Here is a 17,523-nt window from a genome sequence, read left to right on the forward strand (position 1 = left end):
CCAGAAGTCCTGAAACACTCCCCATATTCCCGGCGCCTTCCCCACGCGCGCCCGGTTGACTGTGTTACCGAGTTTCAGCCGAGACTTTCTCTCAGCCATTCCCTCGAGTTTCCCCGGTCGATTGCTTTGGCAAATCCGGCGCAAAGAAAAACCCCCGCCGGAATACCGGCGGGGGTTTTGGGTAAAAACCCTGGCGATGACCTACTCTCATATGACTGGCTCGCGCGAAGCGTCCCGGCACCAGACCACGCCCGAGCACAAATTTCCGCCTTTGAGCGTTTGCCCCCTCCCAACCCTCCCCCGCAATGCGAGGGAGGGCTCTCGCAAAGCTGCGAGCGAAAGGACATCAGCGCTCGCCGTCGTGTCCACCCCGTCGATCCGGAAACCGCAGCACGACACCGCGCGTGTCGTCGCGCGTGGGTCGGTCCCACAGCACCGGCACGTCGTGCGGGGCGGGCGGTTCGAACGTGTCGCGGCGCTCGCGCTCGGCGCGAACCGCTTCTTCCTCCTCGATCTCCCAGCTGTAGCGCCGCCGGGGCGGGACGGGATCGGCGTAGCGGAACCAGAACGCGGCCAGTACGCCGCCGACCGCCCCGCCCATGTGCGACTGCCAGGACACGCCCGGCTCCTGCGGCAGCACCGTCAGCAGCATGCCGCCGTAGAACAGGAACGCGATCATGCCGGCCGCGATCGACGGCCGGTCGCGGCGCAGCAGGCCGAGCACGAACACCAGGAACATCAGCCCATGGGTCACGCCACTGGCGCCCAGGTGATGCGAGCCCGGCACGCCCATCAGCCAGGCGCCCAGACCCGAGCCCAGCCACATCAGCGGCAGGCCGCGCAGCGTGGCGCGCGGATAGACCACCAGTGCCAGCGAGCCGAGCAGCAAGAGCGCGCTGGCATTGGCGATCAGATGTTCCGGCGAGCCGTGCAGCAGCGGCGCGGTGAGCAGGCCGAGCAGACCGGCCCACTCGCCCGGCTGCACTGCGAGGAAGCGCCAGTCGATCGCCGCCTGCACGCCGAACGCGATGCACAGCAGCAGCACGAACAGCACGCTCGCCTTCAGCGCATTGGACAACCGGCGCTTGTCGTGCGCGCGTTGCTGTTCGGAATCGGGAAGGTCGTCGGGGCTGTCGAGATGCATGCACCCCAGCATGGCGACGGTTCGCGCCGTTGCAAGACGGCGTGACCGCCGTCGCCGTTCGACACCGCACACGACCCGCGCCACACGTCCGTACGCTACCGTGTCGCGCGGCCCCGGCCCCCGGGGCGCACATCGGAACCCCGAATCCCGTGGATGCCTGGCAGGTCACATTGCTGGCGATGTTCGTGCTGCTGGCGGTTTCGCTGGCGGCGATGGCGTGGCTGGTCCTGCGCGAGCACCGGATCCGCGAGCGCGCGGGGCTGCGCGAATGGACCGCCGGTCTCGCGCTGCAGACGCTGGCATGGCCGCTGTTCGCAGTGCCGGCGACCGTGCTCGGCGGCGCGCTGCAGGCCATCGCCTGCGCGTTGCTGGTCGCCGGCTACGCCGCCATGCTGCGCGCGCTGCTGCGCAGCCTGCCGTCGACCCCTGCGCGAACACCATTGTCGTGGGCGGTGGTCTATCTGCCGGCGCTGATGCTGCTGCTCGCGCTGCTGGTGCCCGCACAGACGCCACAGGCGCGCATCGCCATGTTCTGGGTCGCCGCGCTGCTGACCGTGCTGCTGTCGCTGCGCGCCCCCATCCGTCGCCGTGGACGGCGACCCGCGCCCGAGCGGGCCCTGCTGGTGCTGTTCGCCGGCGCGGCGCTGGTCTGCATCTACCGTCTTGCCGAGCAGGGCTGGAATCCGCAGTCCGGCCCCGCCTTCGATGCCGGCATCACGCCGGGCCAGCAGCTCGCGCTGGCGTACTTCCTGGTCGCGCCGGTGTTCGCCACGTTCGCGTTCCTGCTGCTGCAGCTCGAACGCCAGCAGCGCTGGCTCGAGGGTCTCGCCGCCGAGGATGCGCTGACCGGCATCCACAACCGGCGCGCGTTCTTCGAAGAGGCGCACCGTCGCCTGTCGCGGCGCGACGGCGACGACCTGCTCGCGCTGCTGATGATCGACGCCGACAGCTTCAAGACCGTCAACGACCGCCATGGACACGCCATCGGCGATCGCGTGCTGGTGGCGGTGGCGGCGGCGATGCGCGCGTGCCTGCAGCCCGACGACATCGCCGGCCGGTTCGGCGGCGACGAATTCTGCATGCTGCTGATGGGCGTGACGGCGGGCGAGGCCGCGCACCGGGCCCAGGTCCTGCGCCACGCCATCGCCGCACGGCCGCTGCGGATCGACGGCATCGAAGTGCCGGTCACCCTGTCGATCGGTATCGCCCACATGCGCGAGGGGCGCGACGGCGACCTCGACCGTCTGCTCGCCATCGCCGACCGACGGCTGTACCTGGCCAAGCGCACCGGCCGCGACCGGGTGATCGATCACGACCTCGAACTGGACCTGCCCGCGCAGGCCTGACGCCGGCGGCGTGACGCGCGCCGGCGACGGGCCCGTGCCTCAGGCCCCGGGCAGGGGCTTGGGCGGCCGCGCCAGGCTCAGCGCCACCGTGACGGCCAGGATCACCGCCACGACGCCCAGCGACCACAGCACCGGGATCTTGTAGACGTCGATCAGCAGCATCTTGGCGCCGATGAAGACCAGCACCACGGCCAGACCGTAAGGCAGCAGATGGAAGCGGTCGGCCATGCCGGCGAGCATGAAGAACATCGCGCGCAGGCCCAGCACCGCGAAGACGTTGGAGGTCAGCACGATGAAGGGATCGGTGGTGATCGCGAAGATCGCCGGAATGCTGTCGACCGCGAAGATCACGTCGATCACGCCGATCAGCACCAGCACCACGAACAGCGGCGTATAGGCCCAGGCACCGCCTTCGCGCACGCGCAGCGCGTCGCCGCGGTAGCCGTCGGTGAGTCGCAGATGCCCGCGCATCCAGCGCAGCACCACGTTGTGCTCCAGATCCGGTTCCTTGCCCGCGGCGAACCACATCTTGAAGCCCGTCAGCAGCAGGAACGCGCCGAACACGTACAGCAGCCAGTGGAACTGCGCCAGCAGCGCGGCGCCGACGAAGATCAGGATCGCGCGCAGCACCAGCGCCAGCAGGATGCCGATGATCAGCACGCGCTGGCGCTGTTCCTCGGGCACCCCGAAGAAGGTGAAGAGCAGCAGGAAGACGAAGATGTTGTCGACGGCCAGCGACTTCTCGACCAGATAGCCGGTCAGGAACTCCAGACCCACGCGGTTGGCGAGCGCAGCGCCCGCGGTCTCGTGCAGGTACCACCACAGGCCGGCGTTGAACAGCAGCGCCAGCGCCACCCAGCCCAGGCTCCACCACAGCGCTTCCTTGAAGGTGACCTTGTGCGCGCCGCCATGGCGCATGAGCACCAGGTCGACCAGCAGCGCGACCACGACGAGGCCGCCGAAGCCGGCCCATAACCAGACATTGCCAATCGTTTCCATCGAGATTCCCGGACAGGTGGAGGTGACCGCAGGGCGCGGACGTCTCGGGAACCGGGGACTCGGAAACCGGGGACACGCCTTCGCCAGTGCGGCGAAGGTCTTGCTCACAGCCCGGTCGGGCTGCCGTGCGACCGGAGCATTGCTGCTCGAAATGACGGCCTGCACGTCGGGAGCTACTCCCCTTCGGGGGCGGAGTGTGCGCATCGCGCGCGTCACAATCAAGTGGACGGGTAAAATGCCGCGATGAACGCACCCTACCCGACCGTACACCTGAAGAACGCCTGGCGTTCCAGCCATCCGTGGATTTTCCAGCGCCTGGTCGAAAAACCCGCGCAGCGCCCCAAGCCGGGCAGCATCGTCGATGTCATCGGCGTGGAGGGCGACTGGATCGGCCGCGGCTTCTACAACGGCCATTCGCGCATCGCCGTGCGCATCCTCGAAACGCATCCCGACGTGCCGGTCGATGCCGGCTGGTTCTCGCGCAAGATCGCCGAGGCGGTCTCGCTGCGTCGCGATGTGCTCAAGCTCGACGAGGTGTCCGACGCCTGGCGCGTCGTGCACAGCGAGGGCGACGGGATGTCGGGCCTGGTGGTCGACCGCTACGGCGACCTGCTGGTCGTCGAATTCTTCAGCGCCGGCATGTTCCGCCATCGCGAGTGGATCTACGAGGCGCTGAAGGAACAGTTCCCCGGCTGCCGCTTCCACAGCTTCGCCGACGAACACGTGCAGAAGCAGGAGAGTTTCGACTACCGCGGCAGCGTGCCTGCGGACCCGGCGATCATCACCGAGTACGGCATCCGCTTCCGCGCCGACCCGGCCGGCGCGCACAAGACCGGCTTCTTCGCCGACCAGCGCGAGAACCGCGAGTGGCTAAGCCGCCAGGTGTCCGGCAAGCGCGTGCTGGACCTGTGCTGCAACACCGGCGGCTTCGGTGTGTACGCGGCGGCGCGCGGCGCGGCCGAAGTCGTCGGTATCGACATCGACGAGGACGTCATCGAGATCGCCAAGGGCAACGCCCGGCTCAACGATGCGCGCATCAGGTTCGTGCAGGCCGACATCTTCCCGTGGCTGCGCGATGCGTCGAACGCGGGCGACACCTTTGATGTCGTCGTGCTCGACCCGGCCAAGATGACCCGCGACCGCGAGCAGGTGATTCCGGCGCTGAAGAAGTACCTCGACATGAACAAGCTCGCGCTCGGCGTGGTCAAGCCGGGCGGCCTGCTGGCCACGTTCTCGTGCACCGGTCTGGTCAGCGAGGAACAGTTCCTCGACATGCTGCGGCGCGCGGCGTTCTACGCCAACCGCACGATCCAGATCCTCAAGGTCGCGGGCGCGGGCGCCGATCATCCGTTCATGGCCCACGTACAGGAATCGCGTTACCTCAAGGCGGTGTTCTGCCGCGTCGTGGACTGATCCCGCTGCATGGCGCGGAAGCTGCGGCCGGGCCTGCGCGGCGCGATCTGGGCCGTCGCCGCGCTGACGACGGTCGCGCTCGCGGTCAGCTTCATGCGCGACTGGCGCACGCCCGAGCGGCCTGAGCCGGGCCCGCTGCCTGCAGGCCTGCCGGCGCGCATCGAACTGGCGGCCGGTGACGGCCACCGTGGCGTCCGCGACGGCGCACGCGGCGATGCCCGGTTCGACGATCCCTTCGGCATCGTCGTCGCGCCCGACGGCACCGCGCTCATTGCCGATGGCGGCGCGTCGAACCGCATCCGCCGCGTGTGGCCCGATGGCCGCGTGGACACACTCGCCGGCAGTCTGGAAGGCTTCGCCGATGGGCGCGGCGCCGATGCGCGACTCCACACGCCGTCCGGTCTGGCGCTGGATGCCAGCGGCACGCTCTACGTCGCCGACACCGGCAACCATGCGATCCGCCGCATCGCGCCCGACGGCACGGTGACGACGCTGGCCGGCACCGGTGAGGCGGGTTTCGTCGATGGTCCGGTGGCGCAGGCGCGCTTCCATGCGCCGACCGGCGTGGCGGTCGATGCGACGGGGCGCGTGTTCGTCGCCGACGGGTTCAACGACCGCATCCGGGTGATCGAGGCCGGCACGGTGCGCACGCTGGCCGGCGATGGACGGCCGGGCCTGGCCGACGGCACCGGCGCGCAGGCGCGCTTCGATACGCCCAGCGGACTCGCACTGGCCGACGACGGCGCGCTGTGGATCGCCGACACCGGCAACCACGCGATCCGCCGCATCGCGCCCGACGGCGCCACGACGACGCTGGCCCTGCATGGCGACGCACCCGACGCGGCGCCCGTCTCGCCGGTGTCGATCGCCCTCGATGCGCAGCAGCGGCTGTATGTCGGCGAGCTCGCGCAGGGCCGCGTGCTGCAGATCGAACCCGACGGGCGTGCGCGCGTGCTCACCGGTCGCGACATGGCGCAGCGCCTCGCGCGTCCGGCCGGTCTCGCCTTCGATCGTTTCGAGCGGTTGTGGGTCGCCGATGCCGCGGCGTACCGCGTGCACCGCATCGCCCAGGTGCGACGCGCCGGCGCGAAACAGAACCTGGACAACGCCGCGGTGGGGCCTGCGCCCGATGCGCCGCTCCCCGACACGCGCGGCCGCTGGCCGCTCGCGCCCCAGGACGGCTGGCACGAGGTGGTCGGCACGCTGGGCGAGGTGCGCGGCAATTTCCGCGGCGAATCGCGCAGCCACCTGCACGCCGGTTTCGACGTGCGCGGCGATGTCGGCAGTCCGGTGCTGGCGATTGCCGATGCCAAGGTCGCCAGCCCCGACGCCGCGTCCGGATTCGGTGATCAGGCCGAACGCCTGGCGATCGACGACCTGACCTACATCCACATGCGCGTCGGCCGCACGCCGCGCGGCGCGGCGCTCGACCCGCGTTTCCAGCTGATCGCAGGCGACGATGGGACACCGATGCGTGTGCGCATTCCGCGCGGCACGCACATCCGCGCGGGCGAGACGATCGGCACGATCAACGCGCAGGCCCACGTGCACCTGGTCGTCGGCCCGTCGGGCTACCAGCGCAACGCGGTGGCGCTGGGCTTCCGCAATTTCGTCGACACCATCGCGCCGCGCATCGACGATCTCGCGCTGCTCGACGCCCTCGACGCACCCGTGACGTCGCGCGAAGACGGCCGCGTGCGCGTGCCGCGCGACGGCGGTGGTCTGCAGATCGTCGTCGAGGCCTGGGACCAGGTGGACGGCAACCTGCCGCGCCGGCGCCTCGGCCTGCACACGCTCGGCTGGCAACTGCTGGCCGCGGACGGGACGCCGATGCCCGGCTTCGAGGCGCCGCGTTACACGATCGATTTCGACCGCATGCCGCCGCACCGCGACGCGGTGCGCGTGGCGTATTCCGCCGACAGCGGCATCACCGTGCACGGCGCCGCGCGCACGCGCTTCCGCTACGCGGTGAACAACGTCGTCCGCGACGGCCGCCTCGAACCGGTGCTGTGGGATCCGGCGGATCTGGCGGTCGGCGATTACCTGCTGCGCGCGACGGTGCGCGACGCCAGCGGCAACGCCGCGACACGCGACCTGCCGATCCGGCTGTACTAAAGCGTCAGCCACGCGCCGGACCGTCGTCGGTCAACGGATAACCGGCAAAGGATTTGACCTCGTCCATCAGGAAGTGGGAGACGATCTTCTCCACGCCGTAGTCCCCGCTGAGCAGCGTGCGCGCAATGTCCTTCCAGTGGTGCACGTCGCGCACGATGACCCGCAGCATGTAGTCGTAGGGGCCGGACACCCGGCTGGCTTCGACGATTTCGGGCATCGCGAGGATGCGATGGTCGAAGGCGCTGAACTCCTCCAGTGCGTGCTTCTGGAAACTGATCTGCGCCATGACGATGGTCGCTGAGCGGATGCGGTCGACGGCCACGTGGGCGCGATAACTGCGGATCAACCCGCGCTGTTCCAGCGCGCGCACCCGGGCCAGGCAGGCGCTGGGCGACAGCGCGACGCGTTGGGCGAGGGCGTGATTGGTGATCCGTGCATCCTGCTGCAGGACGTCGAGGATTTTCAGGTCGGTGCGATCGGGTGGTCGGACGGACATCTGGCGCTCCGGATCGGATGGGACAGCGATGCAGCCGTTGCAGCGCCGGTACAACGTATCGAATTTGCGGCCCGGGGGTGCAGATCCTGCGTAATCGACGTGACGATTCCGTTGGATGTGCGGTCATTCGAACGGTCGATCCATTTAGATTCAATGATTTACATGATCCCGAGGCCCCGTGGATTCTGCTGGACGCGGTGGCAGCCGTCTTCTATTACTCGAAGCCGTCAGCGCCGCGGCCGGGCACGCTTTTTTCCCCGCTGCGCCGGTCTGGTCCACCCCAGCCATCGCCCAACGGGAACTGCCATGAAGCCGCTCACCACCGCACGCCTGGCCCACGCCATCCGTCTCGTCTGCCTGTGTACGCCGTTGATCGCAGCCCCGGCGATGGCACAGACCCCCGTGCCCGACGCGCCCGCCTCGACCACCGATCTCGACGCGATCGTGGTCACCGCGGGCAAGCGCAACGAATCGGTCCGCGAGATCGCGGGCTCGGTCTCGGCAGTGACCGGGCAGCAGCTCGAAGACCTCGGCGCGCAGTCGCTCGCCGACTACATCCAGCGCACGCCGGGGGTGGTGTTCAACAACTACCAGCCGGGCGTCTCGCACGTGGTCATGCGCGGCATCGCGACCAGCTCGGGCAACGTGCAGGGCCAGACGACGACCGGCTATTTCCTCAACGAAGTGCCGCTGACCGAGCCGGGCTTCAGCATCGTCATTCCCGACATCGACGCCTTCGACGTCAACCGCGTCGAGGTGCTGCGCGGGCCGCAGGGCACGCTGTTCGGCTCGGCCTCGATGGGCGGTGCGATCAACTACGTGGCCAACGTCGCCGACCCGACCGGCTTCGACGCGGCCGTCGAAGCCACCGCCAGCCAGACCCGCAACGCCGACATCGGCTTCGGCGCCAAGGCGATGGTCAACCTGCCGATCGCCGACGACATCCTCGCGGTGCGCGCCGTCGCGCAGTACCGCGACGATCCCGGCTATCTCGACAACATCGGCCTCGGCCGCGAAGGCAGCAACGACAGCCGCACCGCGGGCGGCCGCCTGTCGGTGACGCTGACGCCGTCGGAGGCGACCACACTGAGCTGGCTGAGCCTGTGGCAGAACACCGATGCCGACGACAACAGCTATCGCATCGCCGGACTCGGCGAGTTCGAACGCGACACCGCGATTCCCGAATTCACCGATACGAAAGTCGCCGTGCACAGCCTGCGGCTCGATCAGGACCTCGGCTTCGCCACGCTGACCGCGCTGCTGTCGCAGCAGCACAAACAGCAGGACTGGCAATTCGATTTCACGCCGATCCGCGTGTTCTACAACGCCGATCTCGACCTCGATCTCGACACGCCGCTGTTCATCGCCTCGGGCGGCGAAAGCACAGGCCGCAGCCTCGAACTGCGTCTGGCCTCGCCTCGTGACCAGCGCCTGGAGTGGCTGGTCGGCGGCATGGTGTTCCAGACCGACAAGGATCTCTACGAAACCATCGGCGCCGCCGGCGCTGCAGGTGCGTTCGACCGCTCGTCGCTGTTCGGCCCCGGCAGCGGCGCGGTCATCGCACCCGACGGTTCCACGTTCAACGCGTTCTACAGCCATCTCGACGGCTCCGAGCTCGCGGTGTTCGGCGAAGGCACCTTCCATTTCGACGAACAGTGGAAAGCCACGCTCGGTGGCCGCTTCTTCCGCACCAGCGTCGACGCGCAGACCACCCAGGTCGGGTTCTCGACCTATCCCGGCGATCCCATCGTCACCCGCTCGCGCACCGACGAGGACGGCTTCAACCCCAAGGCCTCGCTGACCTGGACGCCGTCGGATGATCTGATGCTCTACGCGCTGGTCTCGGAAGGCTTCCGCTTCGGCGAACCCAACACGCCCGGGCTCAGTGCGTTCCCGATTCCTGCCGGTTCTACCAGCGACAGCCTGATCAACTACGAACTCGGCACGCGCACCAGCTGGGCGGACGGCCGCTGGCTGGTCGACGCCACGCTGTTCTATGTCGACTGGAGCGACATCCAGCTGCGCCTGCAGACGCCGGACTTCTTCAACTACGCCAGCAACGGCGGCAAGGCCTACAGCCGCGGCATCGAACTGGCCACCACGTGGCGGCCGACCGCCGGCTTCGACTGGACGCTGGCCGCGACCTGGCAGCAGGCGCGCCTCGACGAGGATCTCGACATCCTGTTCGCCGGCACCGCGCCGGCCGGTTCGCAGCTGCCGGGCTCGGCCGACTGGACCGTCAGCAACGTGCTGCGCTACCGCTTCGACACCCGCTTTTCGCCGACGCTGACGCTGGCGCACCAGTACATCGGCAGCGGCATCAGCGATCTCAACTCCGCCGTGCCCGGCGCCGTGCGCAACGCACAGGGCAACTACAACACCGTCGACCTGCGCTACCGCATGTCGTTCGGCACCACCGACGTGACCCTGTTCGGCAGCAATCTCGGTGACACCCGCGGCATCACCCGCAGCGTGTCGGAGGTCAACGGCATCGGCCAGGGCATCGTGCGGCCGCGCACCGTCGGCCTGACCGTGCACTGGCGTTACTGACCCGCCGTCCGCCGACTCCGATTCGAGGCTGTCCTCTGCATGACGCTGTCCGATTCCCCTGCCCGGCTGGCCGATGCGCTCGCGCTCGGCCGGCTGGACGCCCACGCCCAGGCCGCGCTGCGCGCCCGCGGTGACGTGAGCGCGCTGGACCTGACCGACGCGGCGATTCTCCGCGCCCGCCATTTCGATCCCGTGCTCGGCGCATTGAGCCACACCGCGTTCGAAGCGGCCCGCCAGCAAGCGCGCGTGCTCGATACCGCGGGCGTCGACCCCGCCACGCCGCTCGCCGGCGTGCCGTGGCTGCCGAAGGATTCGCTGCGCGTGCCCGGCATGCCGACGCGTGGCGGTTCGCGCAGCCGCAGCAGCACGCTGGCGACCGCGGACGAGGCCTCGCCGTTCGTCCGGCGTTTCGAGGCTGCGGGTCTGGTTGCGATCGGCAAGAGCGCGATGCCCGAATTCGGCCTGATGGGCTCGACCGAACCGCTGCTCGGGCCGGTCACCGCCAATCCGTGGTCGCTGACGCATTCGCCCGGCGGTTCCAGCGGCGGCGCCGGTGCGGCACTCGCGGCCGGCATCGTGCCGCTGGCGCATGGCAGCGACGGTGCCGGTTCGATCCGGATTCCCGCATCGGCCTGCGGCGTCGTCGGACTCAAGCCCGGACGCGGCACCTGCGTGCCGGTGCGCGGGCGCCATGCGATCGAAGACCTGATCGTCGCCGACAGCCTGATGTCGCGCAGCGTGCGCGATACCGCATGGGCGTTCGCGGCCGCGCATCCCGAACGGCCAGCGCCGGTGAGCGGCCCCGATGCGAAGCGTCTGCGCATCGGCCTGGTCGTCGATGCGCTGCCTGGGCTTGCACCCGATCCCGAAGTCGCCGCCGCACTCGATGCCACGGCGCGACTGTGCGAATCGCTGGGCCACGACGTCGAGCCGGTCGCCTGGCCGTTGCCCGGCGAGGCGGTGTGGGCGGCGCTGTACACCTTGTGGTCGCGGCTCGGTGCGGACGCGGTCGAACTCGCGGTCGCGCAGGGCGGCGCGGCCTTCGCCGAACGTGCGCTCGAACCGTGGACGCGCGGCCTCGCGCACTGGCACGACACGCATTGCGGCGTGCCCGAACTCGAACAGGCCTGGGCGACCGTCGCGGCCCTGCCCGCGGCATTCGCCCGCTTTCATGCGCAGTACGACGTGCTGCTGTGCCCGACGCTGCGCACGCCGCCGCCGACACTCGGCACGCTGGCGCCCGATCGCGACTTCGATGCGCTGATGCCGGCGATGTTCGAATGGATTTCGTACACGCCGCTGCAGAATCTGGCCGGCACGCCGGCGATCTCGCTGCCACTCGCGCACAGTCGCGACGGCCTGCCGATCGGTCTGCAGTTCGCCGCCGACCGCGGCCACGAAGCCACCCTGCTTGCGCTCGCCTTCGAACTGGAAACGGCCGCGCCGTGGTGCGACCGTTGGCCGCCGGTCTCCGTGGCCGCCACACAGGACACACGCTGATGGGCCATGCCCGCGATTCCCGATACGCCCCCCGTCATGACGGCGATGTGCTGCGCCTGCTGGACGCGCAGCCGTTCGCATGGCTGGTCTCCGCCGGCGGCGACGATGCCGCGTTCACGCCACTGCCGCTGCGCACCGAAATCGATACCGACGGGCGTCTGGTCGCGTTGCGCGGACACGTCGCGCGTCGCAATCCGCATGTCGCGCGTCTGCGTCGCGACCCGGTCGCCCATGCGCTGGTGATCGGACCGCACGCCTACGTGTCGCCGAGCTGGCTCGACGATCGCACCCAGGCGCCGAGCTGGAACTACGCGGCCGCCGCGTTCACCCTGCACGTCGACTGCAGCGAGACCGAGGCCGACATCGCCGACGAACTCGACGCCCTGGTCACGTCGATGGAAGCCGGGCGCCCGAATGCGTGGGCGCTGCCGGAGATGGGCGAACGCTACGCGCGGCTCGCGCAGGGCGTCACCGCCTTGCGGGGGCGGATCGTCGAGACTCGCGCCACGTTCAAGCTCGGCCAGGACGAAGCGCCGCACGACTTCGCACAACTGATCGCCGGCCTGGCCAGCGGCGGCGAACACGCGCTGGTCGACTGGATGCGCGACTTCGACGCGAACCGCGCCACGTGAGCGCGAGCCTCGACGCGCTGGATCCGGCGCTGCGCACCTTCGTGCACACGGTCTGCAGCGAAGGCGCGCGACTCGCCGGTGGCCGCAATCTCGACTGGCCGCAGCAGCGCGAAATCGCGGAGACCGTACGCACGCCGTGGCGCGCCGGCGGACCGGTGATGGCGACGACCACGACGCATCGCATCGCCCACGGCGCCGATGGTGTCGACGTGCGCGTGCACCGTCCGCAGGGCGTGGCCACGAGGTCGCCGGCACTGGTGTATCTGCACGGTGGCGGCTGGTGTCTCTTCAGTCTCGACACCCACGACCGGCTGATGCGCGAACTCGCCGAGCGGACCGGCGTGGTCGTGATCGGCGTGGATTACGCACTGGCGCCCGAGCATCCGTACCCGGTGGCGCTCGAGCAGTGCCTCGCCGCGATCCGGGCGTTGCGCGAACAGCCGGACACGTTCGGCATCGACGCGGCACGTCTTGCGCTGGGCGGCGATTCCGCCGGTGCGAATCTCGCGCTCGCGGCTGCGCTGCGCCTGCGCGACGTCGGCGCGCATGGCGGCATCGAGGCGCTGCTGCTGATCTACGGCGCGTTCGATACCGCGCTCGATGCGGACTCGGTGCGCACGCTCGGCACCGCCGACGACATGCTCAGTGCCGAGGAGATGGCCGGCTACTGGGCGGCGTATCTCGGGCCGGACGCCGATGCCTGCCGCGATGGCTACGCCGTGCCCGCCCATGCGGAACTGCACGATCTGCCGCCGACCCTGCTGCTGTGGGGCGAACGCGATGTGCTCGCATCGCAGAACGCGACGATGGCAGGGCGGCTGCGCGCGGCCGGCGTCGATGTCGACGCACACGCCTATCCGCGAACGCCGCACAGTTTCATCGAGGCCATGTCGATCTCGGACATCGCCCATGCTGCGCTTGCGCGCAGTGCGCACTGGCTGCGCATCCGGCTCGCCGTGACGCAGGACGCGTCCGCATGATCCGATCCCTGCTGCTGTCGTGCGCCCTGCTGGCGCTGGCGCCGATCGCTTCCGCGCAGGGGTCGGCGACGGGCGCACACGTGCCCACGCCGCAGGACATCGCCGCGCTGGCCGCGGTCGACGATCCGCAGATCAGCCCCGATGGCCGCCGGATCGCCTACACCGTCGGCACGCCGCGCGCCGACGGCGAACCGCCGCGCACACAGCTCTGGCGCGTGGCGTTCGACGGCGACGCCGCGCCGCGTGCGATGCCCGCGCCTGCCGAGGCCAGCGACCGGCAGCCGCGCTGGTCGCGCGACGGCCGCCAGCTGCTGTTCCTGTCGGACCGGCCGGTGCCTGGCGGACAGACACTCGGCGCGAACCAGGTCTGGCGCGTCGCTGCCGACGGCACGCAGGCGACGTTGTTGACCCGCGCCGCGACCGATGTCGCCAGCTTCGATCTGTCCCCCGACGGCCGCCGCATCGCCTGGCTCGCGACCGACGCGCCGTCGCACGCGGACGCCGCTCGCGTGGCGGCCAAGGACGATGCGGTCGTCGTCGAACAGCCCACGCGCTTCTCGCGCGTCTGGGTACAGGACCTCGCGACCGGCGCGGCGCGTGTGCTGACGCCGGTCGGCATGCAGGTCCACGACCTCGCCTGGTCGCCCGATGGCCGCACGCTCGCGCTGCGCCGCTCGACCGGCACTACGCTCAACGACTTCTGGTACGACTCGGCGGTCGTGCTGCTGGATGTCGACAGCGGCCGCATCGGCGATGTGCTGGAACCGCACGCGTCCGCGCATCCGCTGCAGTGGTCGCCGGACGGCACACGCCTGCTCTACGGCCGGCTCGGCGCGCATGGCATGGTCGCCACGCCGATCGTCCACGACATCGCGCGCGGCACGCAGGTCGCGCTCGGCGAAGCCTGGCCCGGCACGCTGTGGCTCGCGCGCTGGCAGACCGACACCACGCTGCTCGGCCAGGGCCAGCGCGGCATCCGCGGTGCGCTGCTGCGGCTCGATGCGTCGAGCGGTGCGGCCACCGAAGTCGCGCAGCCGCAGATTCCGTATCGCAGCTTCACCGCATCTGCCGACGGCCGCATCGCCTACCTCGGCCTGCGCGACGACAGTCCGGGCAATGTCTGGACCTGGGACGGCACGCGGCTCGCGCAACGCAGCGATCACCAGCCGCAGGTCGCGGACTGGGCGCTGGGCCGCGTGCGCGAACTCGAATGGGCATCGTCGCGCGACGGCCGGGCGATCAGCGCCCTGCTGGTCACGCCGCCGGACTGGGACGGCGCAACGCCGCTGCCGACGCTGGTGCAGCTCCACGGCGGACCTGCATGGGCGTGGTGGTCGGGCTGGCAGGGCTCGTGGCACGAATGGGCGCAGCTGCTCGCCACGCGTGGTTACGCGGTGCTGCTGCCGAATCCGCGCGGCTCCGAAGGCCACGGCAGTGCGCTCGCTGAACTCGCCCGCGGCGACTGGGGCGACGGCCCGCTGCAGGACGTGCTCGACGGCGTCGATGTGCTGGAATCAGAAGGCGTCGTCGATCCCGAACGCATCGCGATCGGCGGCTGGAGTTACGGCGGCTATCTGTCCGCCTGGGCGGTCGCGCGCAGCGACCGGTTTCGCACCGCGATCGTCGGCGCCGGCGTACTCGATCTCGCCAGCGCGGCGCTGACCAACGACGTGCCGGATTACCTGCCCGGCTACTTCGGCGATCCGCTGCGGAAACGCGACACCTACGACGCGCAGTCGCCGGTGCACCACGCGGCCGATGTGCACGTACCGGTGCTGCTGCTGCACGGCGAGGCCGATGCACGCGTGCCATTGTCCCAAGCGCAGATGTTCTATCGCGCGCTGCGCTTCAACGGCACCCCGGTCGAACTGGTGACCTATCCGCGCGGCCCGCACTGGTTCCATGAGCAGGCGCACGAGATCGACCTGCAGCAGCGGGTCGTCGACTGGCTGGAGCGCGAACTGCGCTGAAGTTGACCCGGTCGAAGTACAGCCGGATGGTCAGTGGACACAGGGACGCGCCCGTGCGGTTTCGAGCACCACGCAAGGCCGCGCTGCGTTCGCGCAAACGCGTTCCTACCGACTCCGCCTCCGTGACCGCCCGGCTTGTGTAGGGGCGCGCCCGCGCGCGAACCCTCGCGGTGTACGCGCGCCTGCTTCAGTTGAGCGCGAGCCTGATCCCGAAGCCGACCAGACACGCACCTGCAATCCGCCGCAGCCACATCGCAATCCGGGGCTCGCGGGCGACCCGCGCGCGCAGCGCATGGCCCGCGAGAATCAGCAGCGAGCAGTACAGCAGCCCGAGCACGCAGATCAGCAGCGACATCGCCGCGAACGTCGCGAAGCCGCGGTGCTGCGCGGGATCGATGAACAGCGGAAAGAAGGCCATGTAGAACAGCACGGCCTTCGGATTGAGCAGGGTGATCAGCACGCCCTGGCGGAACCAGTGGCCGCGGCCCATCGCCACCACACCTGCGCCGTCGCCGCGACTGCGCAACAGCTGCACGCCGATCCACACCAGATACGCCGCGCCGAGCCACTGCACGCCGCGAAACAGCATCGGATTGGCGGCGAGCAATGCGGCCACGCCCCCTGCCGCCAGCCACAGCAGCACCTGGTCGCCGAGCGCCAGGCCGAGGAACGCCGCATACCCCGCCCGCACGCCGCCCCGCGCGGTCGCGGTCAGCAGCGCGAACGTGCCCGGCCCCGGAATCGCGAGGAATACGAGGACCGCGACCACGAAGGTCGGCAGATCGGAAATGCCCATCCAGCCCATGTCGTCACCGCTGCGGATCGAGCGCGCATCGTACGCGCGCGTCGCGTGCCATCCATGTGGCGCGGTGCCGGTTCACGGTCCCTCGGCGGCGCGGCTGGCACGGTGTGCAGTCGCGGGCATCGACGCAGGGGGCCGAAGGGTCGGGCGGGTGGTCGCAATCCCTGCTGCCGGAGAACCCCATGCCTTCACGTCGCACCTTCCTGTCCGCCGCCGCGCTCGGCGCCGCCACGCTCGCCGCCACGCCGCTGATCGCCAACGCGCAGACCGCGCCCGGCGACGTGCTGCCGACGCGGGGCCGCCAGGCGGCGCAGCCGCAGCCGCTGCCGACCAACCCTGCCGGCGGGCGCAAGTACCGCCCCACGCCACGCGTCGGCCTGGGCGGCGCGCCGCTGGGCAACAACTGGGCGGTGGTCACCGAAGACGACGCGCAGGCCACGCTGGAAGCCGCGTGGGACGGCGGCATGCGCCTGTTCGATACCTCGCCCTGGTACGGCCTGGGCCGCTCCGAGCGTCGTTTCGGGCACGTGCTGGGCCAGAAGCCGCGCGAGGACTACGTCATCTCCAGCAAGGTCGGACGCCTGCTGACCGCGACGAAAGAAACGCCGAGAGTCAGCTGGAAGGACCCGCCGCCGTTCGCCTATCGCTACGACTACAGCGCCGCAGGTACGCGCCGCTCGGTGGAAGACAGCCTGCAGCGCCTGGGGATCGATTCGCTCGACATCGTGCTGGTGCACGACCTGTCGCCCGACAACGGCGACATGGGCGATCGCTGGCTCGAATATTTCGAACAGGCGCGGACCGGTGCGTTTCCGGAACTGACGAAGATGCGCGAGGAAGGCCTGATCAAGGCCTGGGGCATGGGCGTCAACACGCCGGACCCGGCGATGCGCGCGATCGAAGTCGCTGATCCCGACATCTTCCTGCTGGCCTGCCAGTACTCGCTGCTGGACCACGAACGGGCGCTCGACCACACCTTTCCGAATCTCGCGACGCGCGGCATTTCGGTGATCGTCGGTTCGCCGCTGCTGGCCGGTTTCCTCGCCGGCCGCGACCGGTACCTCTACGGCTCGCAGCCGGTGCCGCCGGATGCACAGCGCAAGCGTGCGAAGGCCGAGGAGATCGTGCGCGCGCACGGCGTCGACCTGCGCACCGTCGCGCTGCAGTTCGCCAATGCACCCGAAGTGGTCTCGGCGATCGTGCCGGGCGCGCGCAATGCCGAGCAGGTGGCCGCGAACATCGCCTCGATGTCGGTCGCGATTCCGGCGGCCGTGTGGTCGGACCTGCGCGCCGCGGAGATCATCACCGCGAACGCGCCGGTGCCCGACGCGGCCTGACCCGGCGCGCCCGCTGCGTTTTGCGGCGCAGCGCCGGACGCTCGCGTCGCGGGGCACTGCCGCTCCCGTGAACAGGGACCCGGCCCGCGCCGACACTGGATGCGCGATGTGCGGCCCGTGCGCCCGGCGGATGCCGGCCTCGCGCGACGGCATCGACAGGGAATCCGAACGTCCCGCAGCGGCGTAGGAATCGGCAACCACATGTCATGTCGCGTGTGGCCATCCCCTTTCCTGATCCG

Annotated in this window: 13 protein-coding genes; 9 read left to right on the plus strand and 4 right to left on the minus strand. The window is 70.1% G+C overall.

Features of this window, described 5'->3' with window-relative positions; translation table 11 throughout:
• Positions 1-346: 346 nt before the first annotated feature.
• Positions 347-1,144: a rhomboid family intramembrane serine protease gene (locus CURTO8I2_RS15185; RefSeq protein WP_159682076.1), complete on the minus strand. Its 798-nt coding sequence runs from the start codon at positions 1,142-1,144 to the stop codon at positions 347-349.
• 149 nt (positions 1,145-1,293) lie between these two features.
• Between CURTO8I2_RS15185 and CURTO8I2_RS15190 the strand changes: the two genes are divergently transcribed.
• Complete coding sequence (locus tag CURTO8I2_RS15190) at positions 1,294-2,490, plus strand: GGDEF domain-containing protein (protein WP_159682077.1); 1,197 nt, start codon at positions 1,294-1,296, stop codon at positions 2,488-2,490.
• A 39-nt stretch (positions 2,491-2,529) separates the two neighbouring features.
• On the opposite strand, the gene CURTO8I2_RS15195 is transcribed toward CURTO8I2_RS15190, so the two are convergent.
• Positions 2,530-3,489, minus strand: a complete 960-nt coding sequence (locus tag CURTO8I2_RS15195; protein ID WP_159682078.1) for a TerC family protein — start codon at positions 3,487-3,489, stop codon at positions 2,530-2,532.
• Positions 3,490-3,732: 243 nt separating this feature from the next.
• On the opposite strand from CURTO8I2_RS15195, the gene CURTO8I2_RS15200 reads away from it, so the two are divergent.
• Together CURTO8I2_RS15200 and CURTO8I2_RS15205 are read left to right on the plus strand one after the other, a co-directional pair.
• Positions 3,733-4,902, plus strand: coding sequence for a class I SAM-dependent rRNA methyltransferase (locus tag CURTO8I2_RS15200; protein ID WP_159682079.1), 1,170 nt, complete (start codon positions 3,733-3,735; stop codon positions 4,900-4,902).
• Between the two features lie 9 nt (positions 4,903-4,911).
• The gene (locus CURTO8I2_RS15205; protein WP_236551184.1) at positions 4,912-7,017 is read left to right on the plus strand and encodes a gluconolaconase; all 2,106 of its coding nucleotides are present in this window, start codon (positions 4,912-4,914) and stop codon (positions 7,015-7,017) included.
• A gap of 4 nt (positions 7,018-7,021) precedes the next feature.
• Here the strand turns inward: CURTO8I2_RS15205 and CURTO8I2_RS15210 are convergent, their stop codons facing one another.
• Positions 7,022-7,513 carry an Lrp/AsnC family transcriptional regulator gene (locus tag CURTO8I2_RS15210; RefSeq protein WP_159682080.1) on the minus strand — a complete coding sequence of 164 codons (492 nt, stop codon included), beginning with the start codon at positions 7,511-7,513 and terminating at the stop codon, positions 7,022-7,024.
• A 306-nt stretch (positions 7,514-7,819) separates the two neighbouring features.
• On the opposite strand from CURTO8I2_RS15210, the gene CURTO8I2_RS15215 reads away from it, so the two are divergent.
• The 5 genes from CURTO8I2_RS15215 to CURTO8I2_RS15235 are packed head-to-tail and all read left to right on the plus strand — an operon-like array spanning position 7,820 to position 15,145.
• Positions 7,820-10,063 (plus strand): TonB-dependent receptor, encoded by a 2,244-nt coding sequence (locus tag CURTO8I2_RS15215; RefSeq protein WP_159682081.1) that lies wholly within the window; start codon positions 7,820-7,822, stop codon positions 10,061-10,063.
• Positions 10,064-10,102: 39 nt separating this feature from the next.
• A complete protein-coding gene (locus CURTO8I2_RS15220) occupies positions 10,103-11,563 on the plus strand; it encodes an amidase family protein (protein WP_159682082.1) in 1,461 nt (486 codons plus the stop codon).
• The gene (locus CURTO8I2_RS15225) at positions 11,563-12,195 is read left to right on the plus strand and encodes an FMN-binding negative transcriptional regulator (protein ID WP_159682083.1); all 633 of its coding nucleotides are present in this window, start codon (positions 11,563-11,565) and stop codon (positions 12,193-12,195) included. The genes CURTO8I2_RS15220 and CURTO8I2_RS15225 overlap by 1 nt, the downstream gene beginning before the upstream one ends.
• On the plus strand, positions 12,192-13,175 hold the full coding sequence (locus tag CURTO8I2_RS15230; RefSeq protein WP_159682084.1) for an alpha/beta hydrolase: 984 nt from the start codon (positions 12,192-12,194) through the stop codon (positions 13,173-13,175). The genes CURTO8I2_RS15225 and CURTO8I2_RS15230 overlap by 4 nt, the downstream gene beginning before the upstream one ends.
• Positions 13,172-15,145, plus strand: a complete 1,974-nt coding sequence (locus CURTO8I2_RS15235; RefSeq protein ID WP_159682085.1) for a S9 family peptidase — start codon at positions 13,172-13,174, stop codon at positions 15,143-15,145. The genes CURTO8I2_RS15230 and CURTO8I2_RS15235 overlap by 4 nt, the downstream gene beginning before the upstream one ends.
• Before the next feature lie 187 nt (positions 15,146-15,332).
• On the opposite strand, the gene CURTO8I2_RS15240 is transcribed toward CURTO8I2_RS15235, so the two are convergent.
• The gene (locus CURTO8I2_RS15240) at positions 15,333-15,941 is read right to left on the minus strand and encodes a LysE family transporter (RefSeq protein ID WP_236551185.1); all 609 of its coding nucleotides are present in this window, start codon (positions 15,939-15,941) and stop codon (positions 15,333-15,335) included.
• Between the two features lie 188 nt (positions 15,942-16,129).
• On the opposite strand from CURTO8I2_RS15240, the gene CURTO8I2_RS15245 reads away from it, so the two are divergent.
• A complete protein-coding gene (locus CURTO8I2_RS15245) occupies positions 16,130-17,284 on the plus strand; it encodes an aldo/keto reductase (RefSeq protein ID WP_159682087.1) in 1,155 nt (384 codons plus the stop codon).
• Positions 17,285-17,523: the final 239 nt, after the last annotated feature.

The sequence above is a fragment of the Luteimonas sp. 9C genome, from assembly GCF_902506295.1.
Lineage (GTDB): Bacteria > Pseudomonadota > Gammaproteobacteria > Xanthomonadales > Xanthomonadaceae > Luteimonas.

Bases quoted from the DNA above. Each gene is read 5' to 3' on its own strand.
- CURTO8I2_RS15220 (WP_159682082.1), top strand. From the start codon at position 10,103: ATGACGCTGTCCGATTCCCCTGCCCGGCTGGCCGATGCGCTCGCGCTC.
- CURTO8I2_RS15185 (WP_159682076.1), bottom strand. From the start codon at position 1,144: ATGCATCTCGACAGCCCCGACGACCTTCCCGATTCCGAACAGCAACGC.
- CURTO8I2_RS15225 (WP_159682083.1), top strand. From the start codon at position 11,563: ATGGGCCATGCCCGCGATTCCCGATACGCCCCCCGTCATGACGGCGAT.
- CURTO8I2_RS15195 (WP_159682078.1), bottom strand. From the start codon at position 3,489: ATGGAAACGATTGGCAATGTCTGGTTATGGGCCGGCTTCGGCGGCCTC.
- CURTO8I2_RS15205 (WP_236551184.1), top strand. From the start codon at position 4,912: ATGGCGCGGAAGCTGCGGCCGGGCCTGCGCGGCGCGATCTGGGCCGTC.
- CURTO8I2_RS15210 (WP_159682080.1), bottom strand. From the start codon at position 7,513: ATGTCCGTCCGACCACCCGATCGCACCGACCTGAAAATCCTCGACGTC.
- CURTO8I2_RS15200 (WP_159682079.1), top strand. From the start codon at position 3,733: ATGAACGCACCCTACCCGACCGTACACCTGAAGAACGCCTGGCGTTCC.
- CURTO8I2_RS15240 (WP_236551185.1), bottom strand. From the start codon at position 15,941: ATGGGCATTTCCGATCTGCCGACCTTCGTGGTCGCGGTCCTCGTATTC.
- CURTO8I2_RS15245 (WP_159682087.1), top strand. From the start codon at position 16,130: ATGCCTTCACGTCGCACCTTCCTGTCCGCCGCCGCGCTCGGCGCCGCC.
- CURTO8I2_RS15235 (WP_159682085.1), top strand. From the start codon at position 13,172: ATGATCCGATCCCTGCTGCTGTCGTGCGCCCTGCTGGCGCTGGCGCCG.
- CURTO8I2_RS15215 (WP_159682081.1), top strand. From the start codon at position 7,820: ATGAAGCCGCTCACCACCGCACGCCTGGCCCACGCCATCCGTCTCGTC.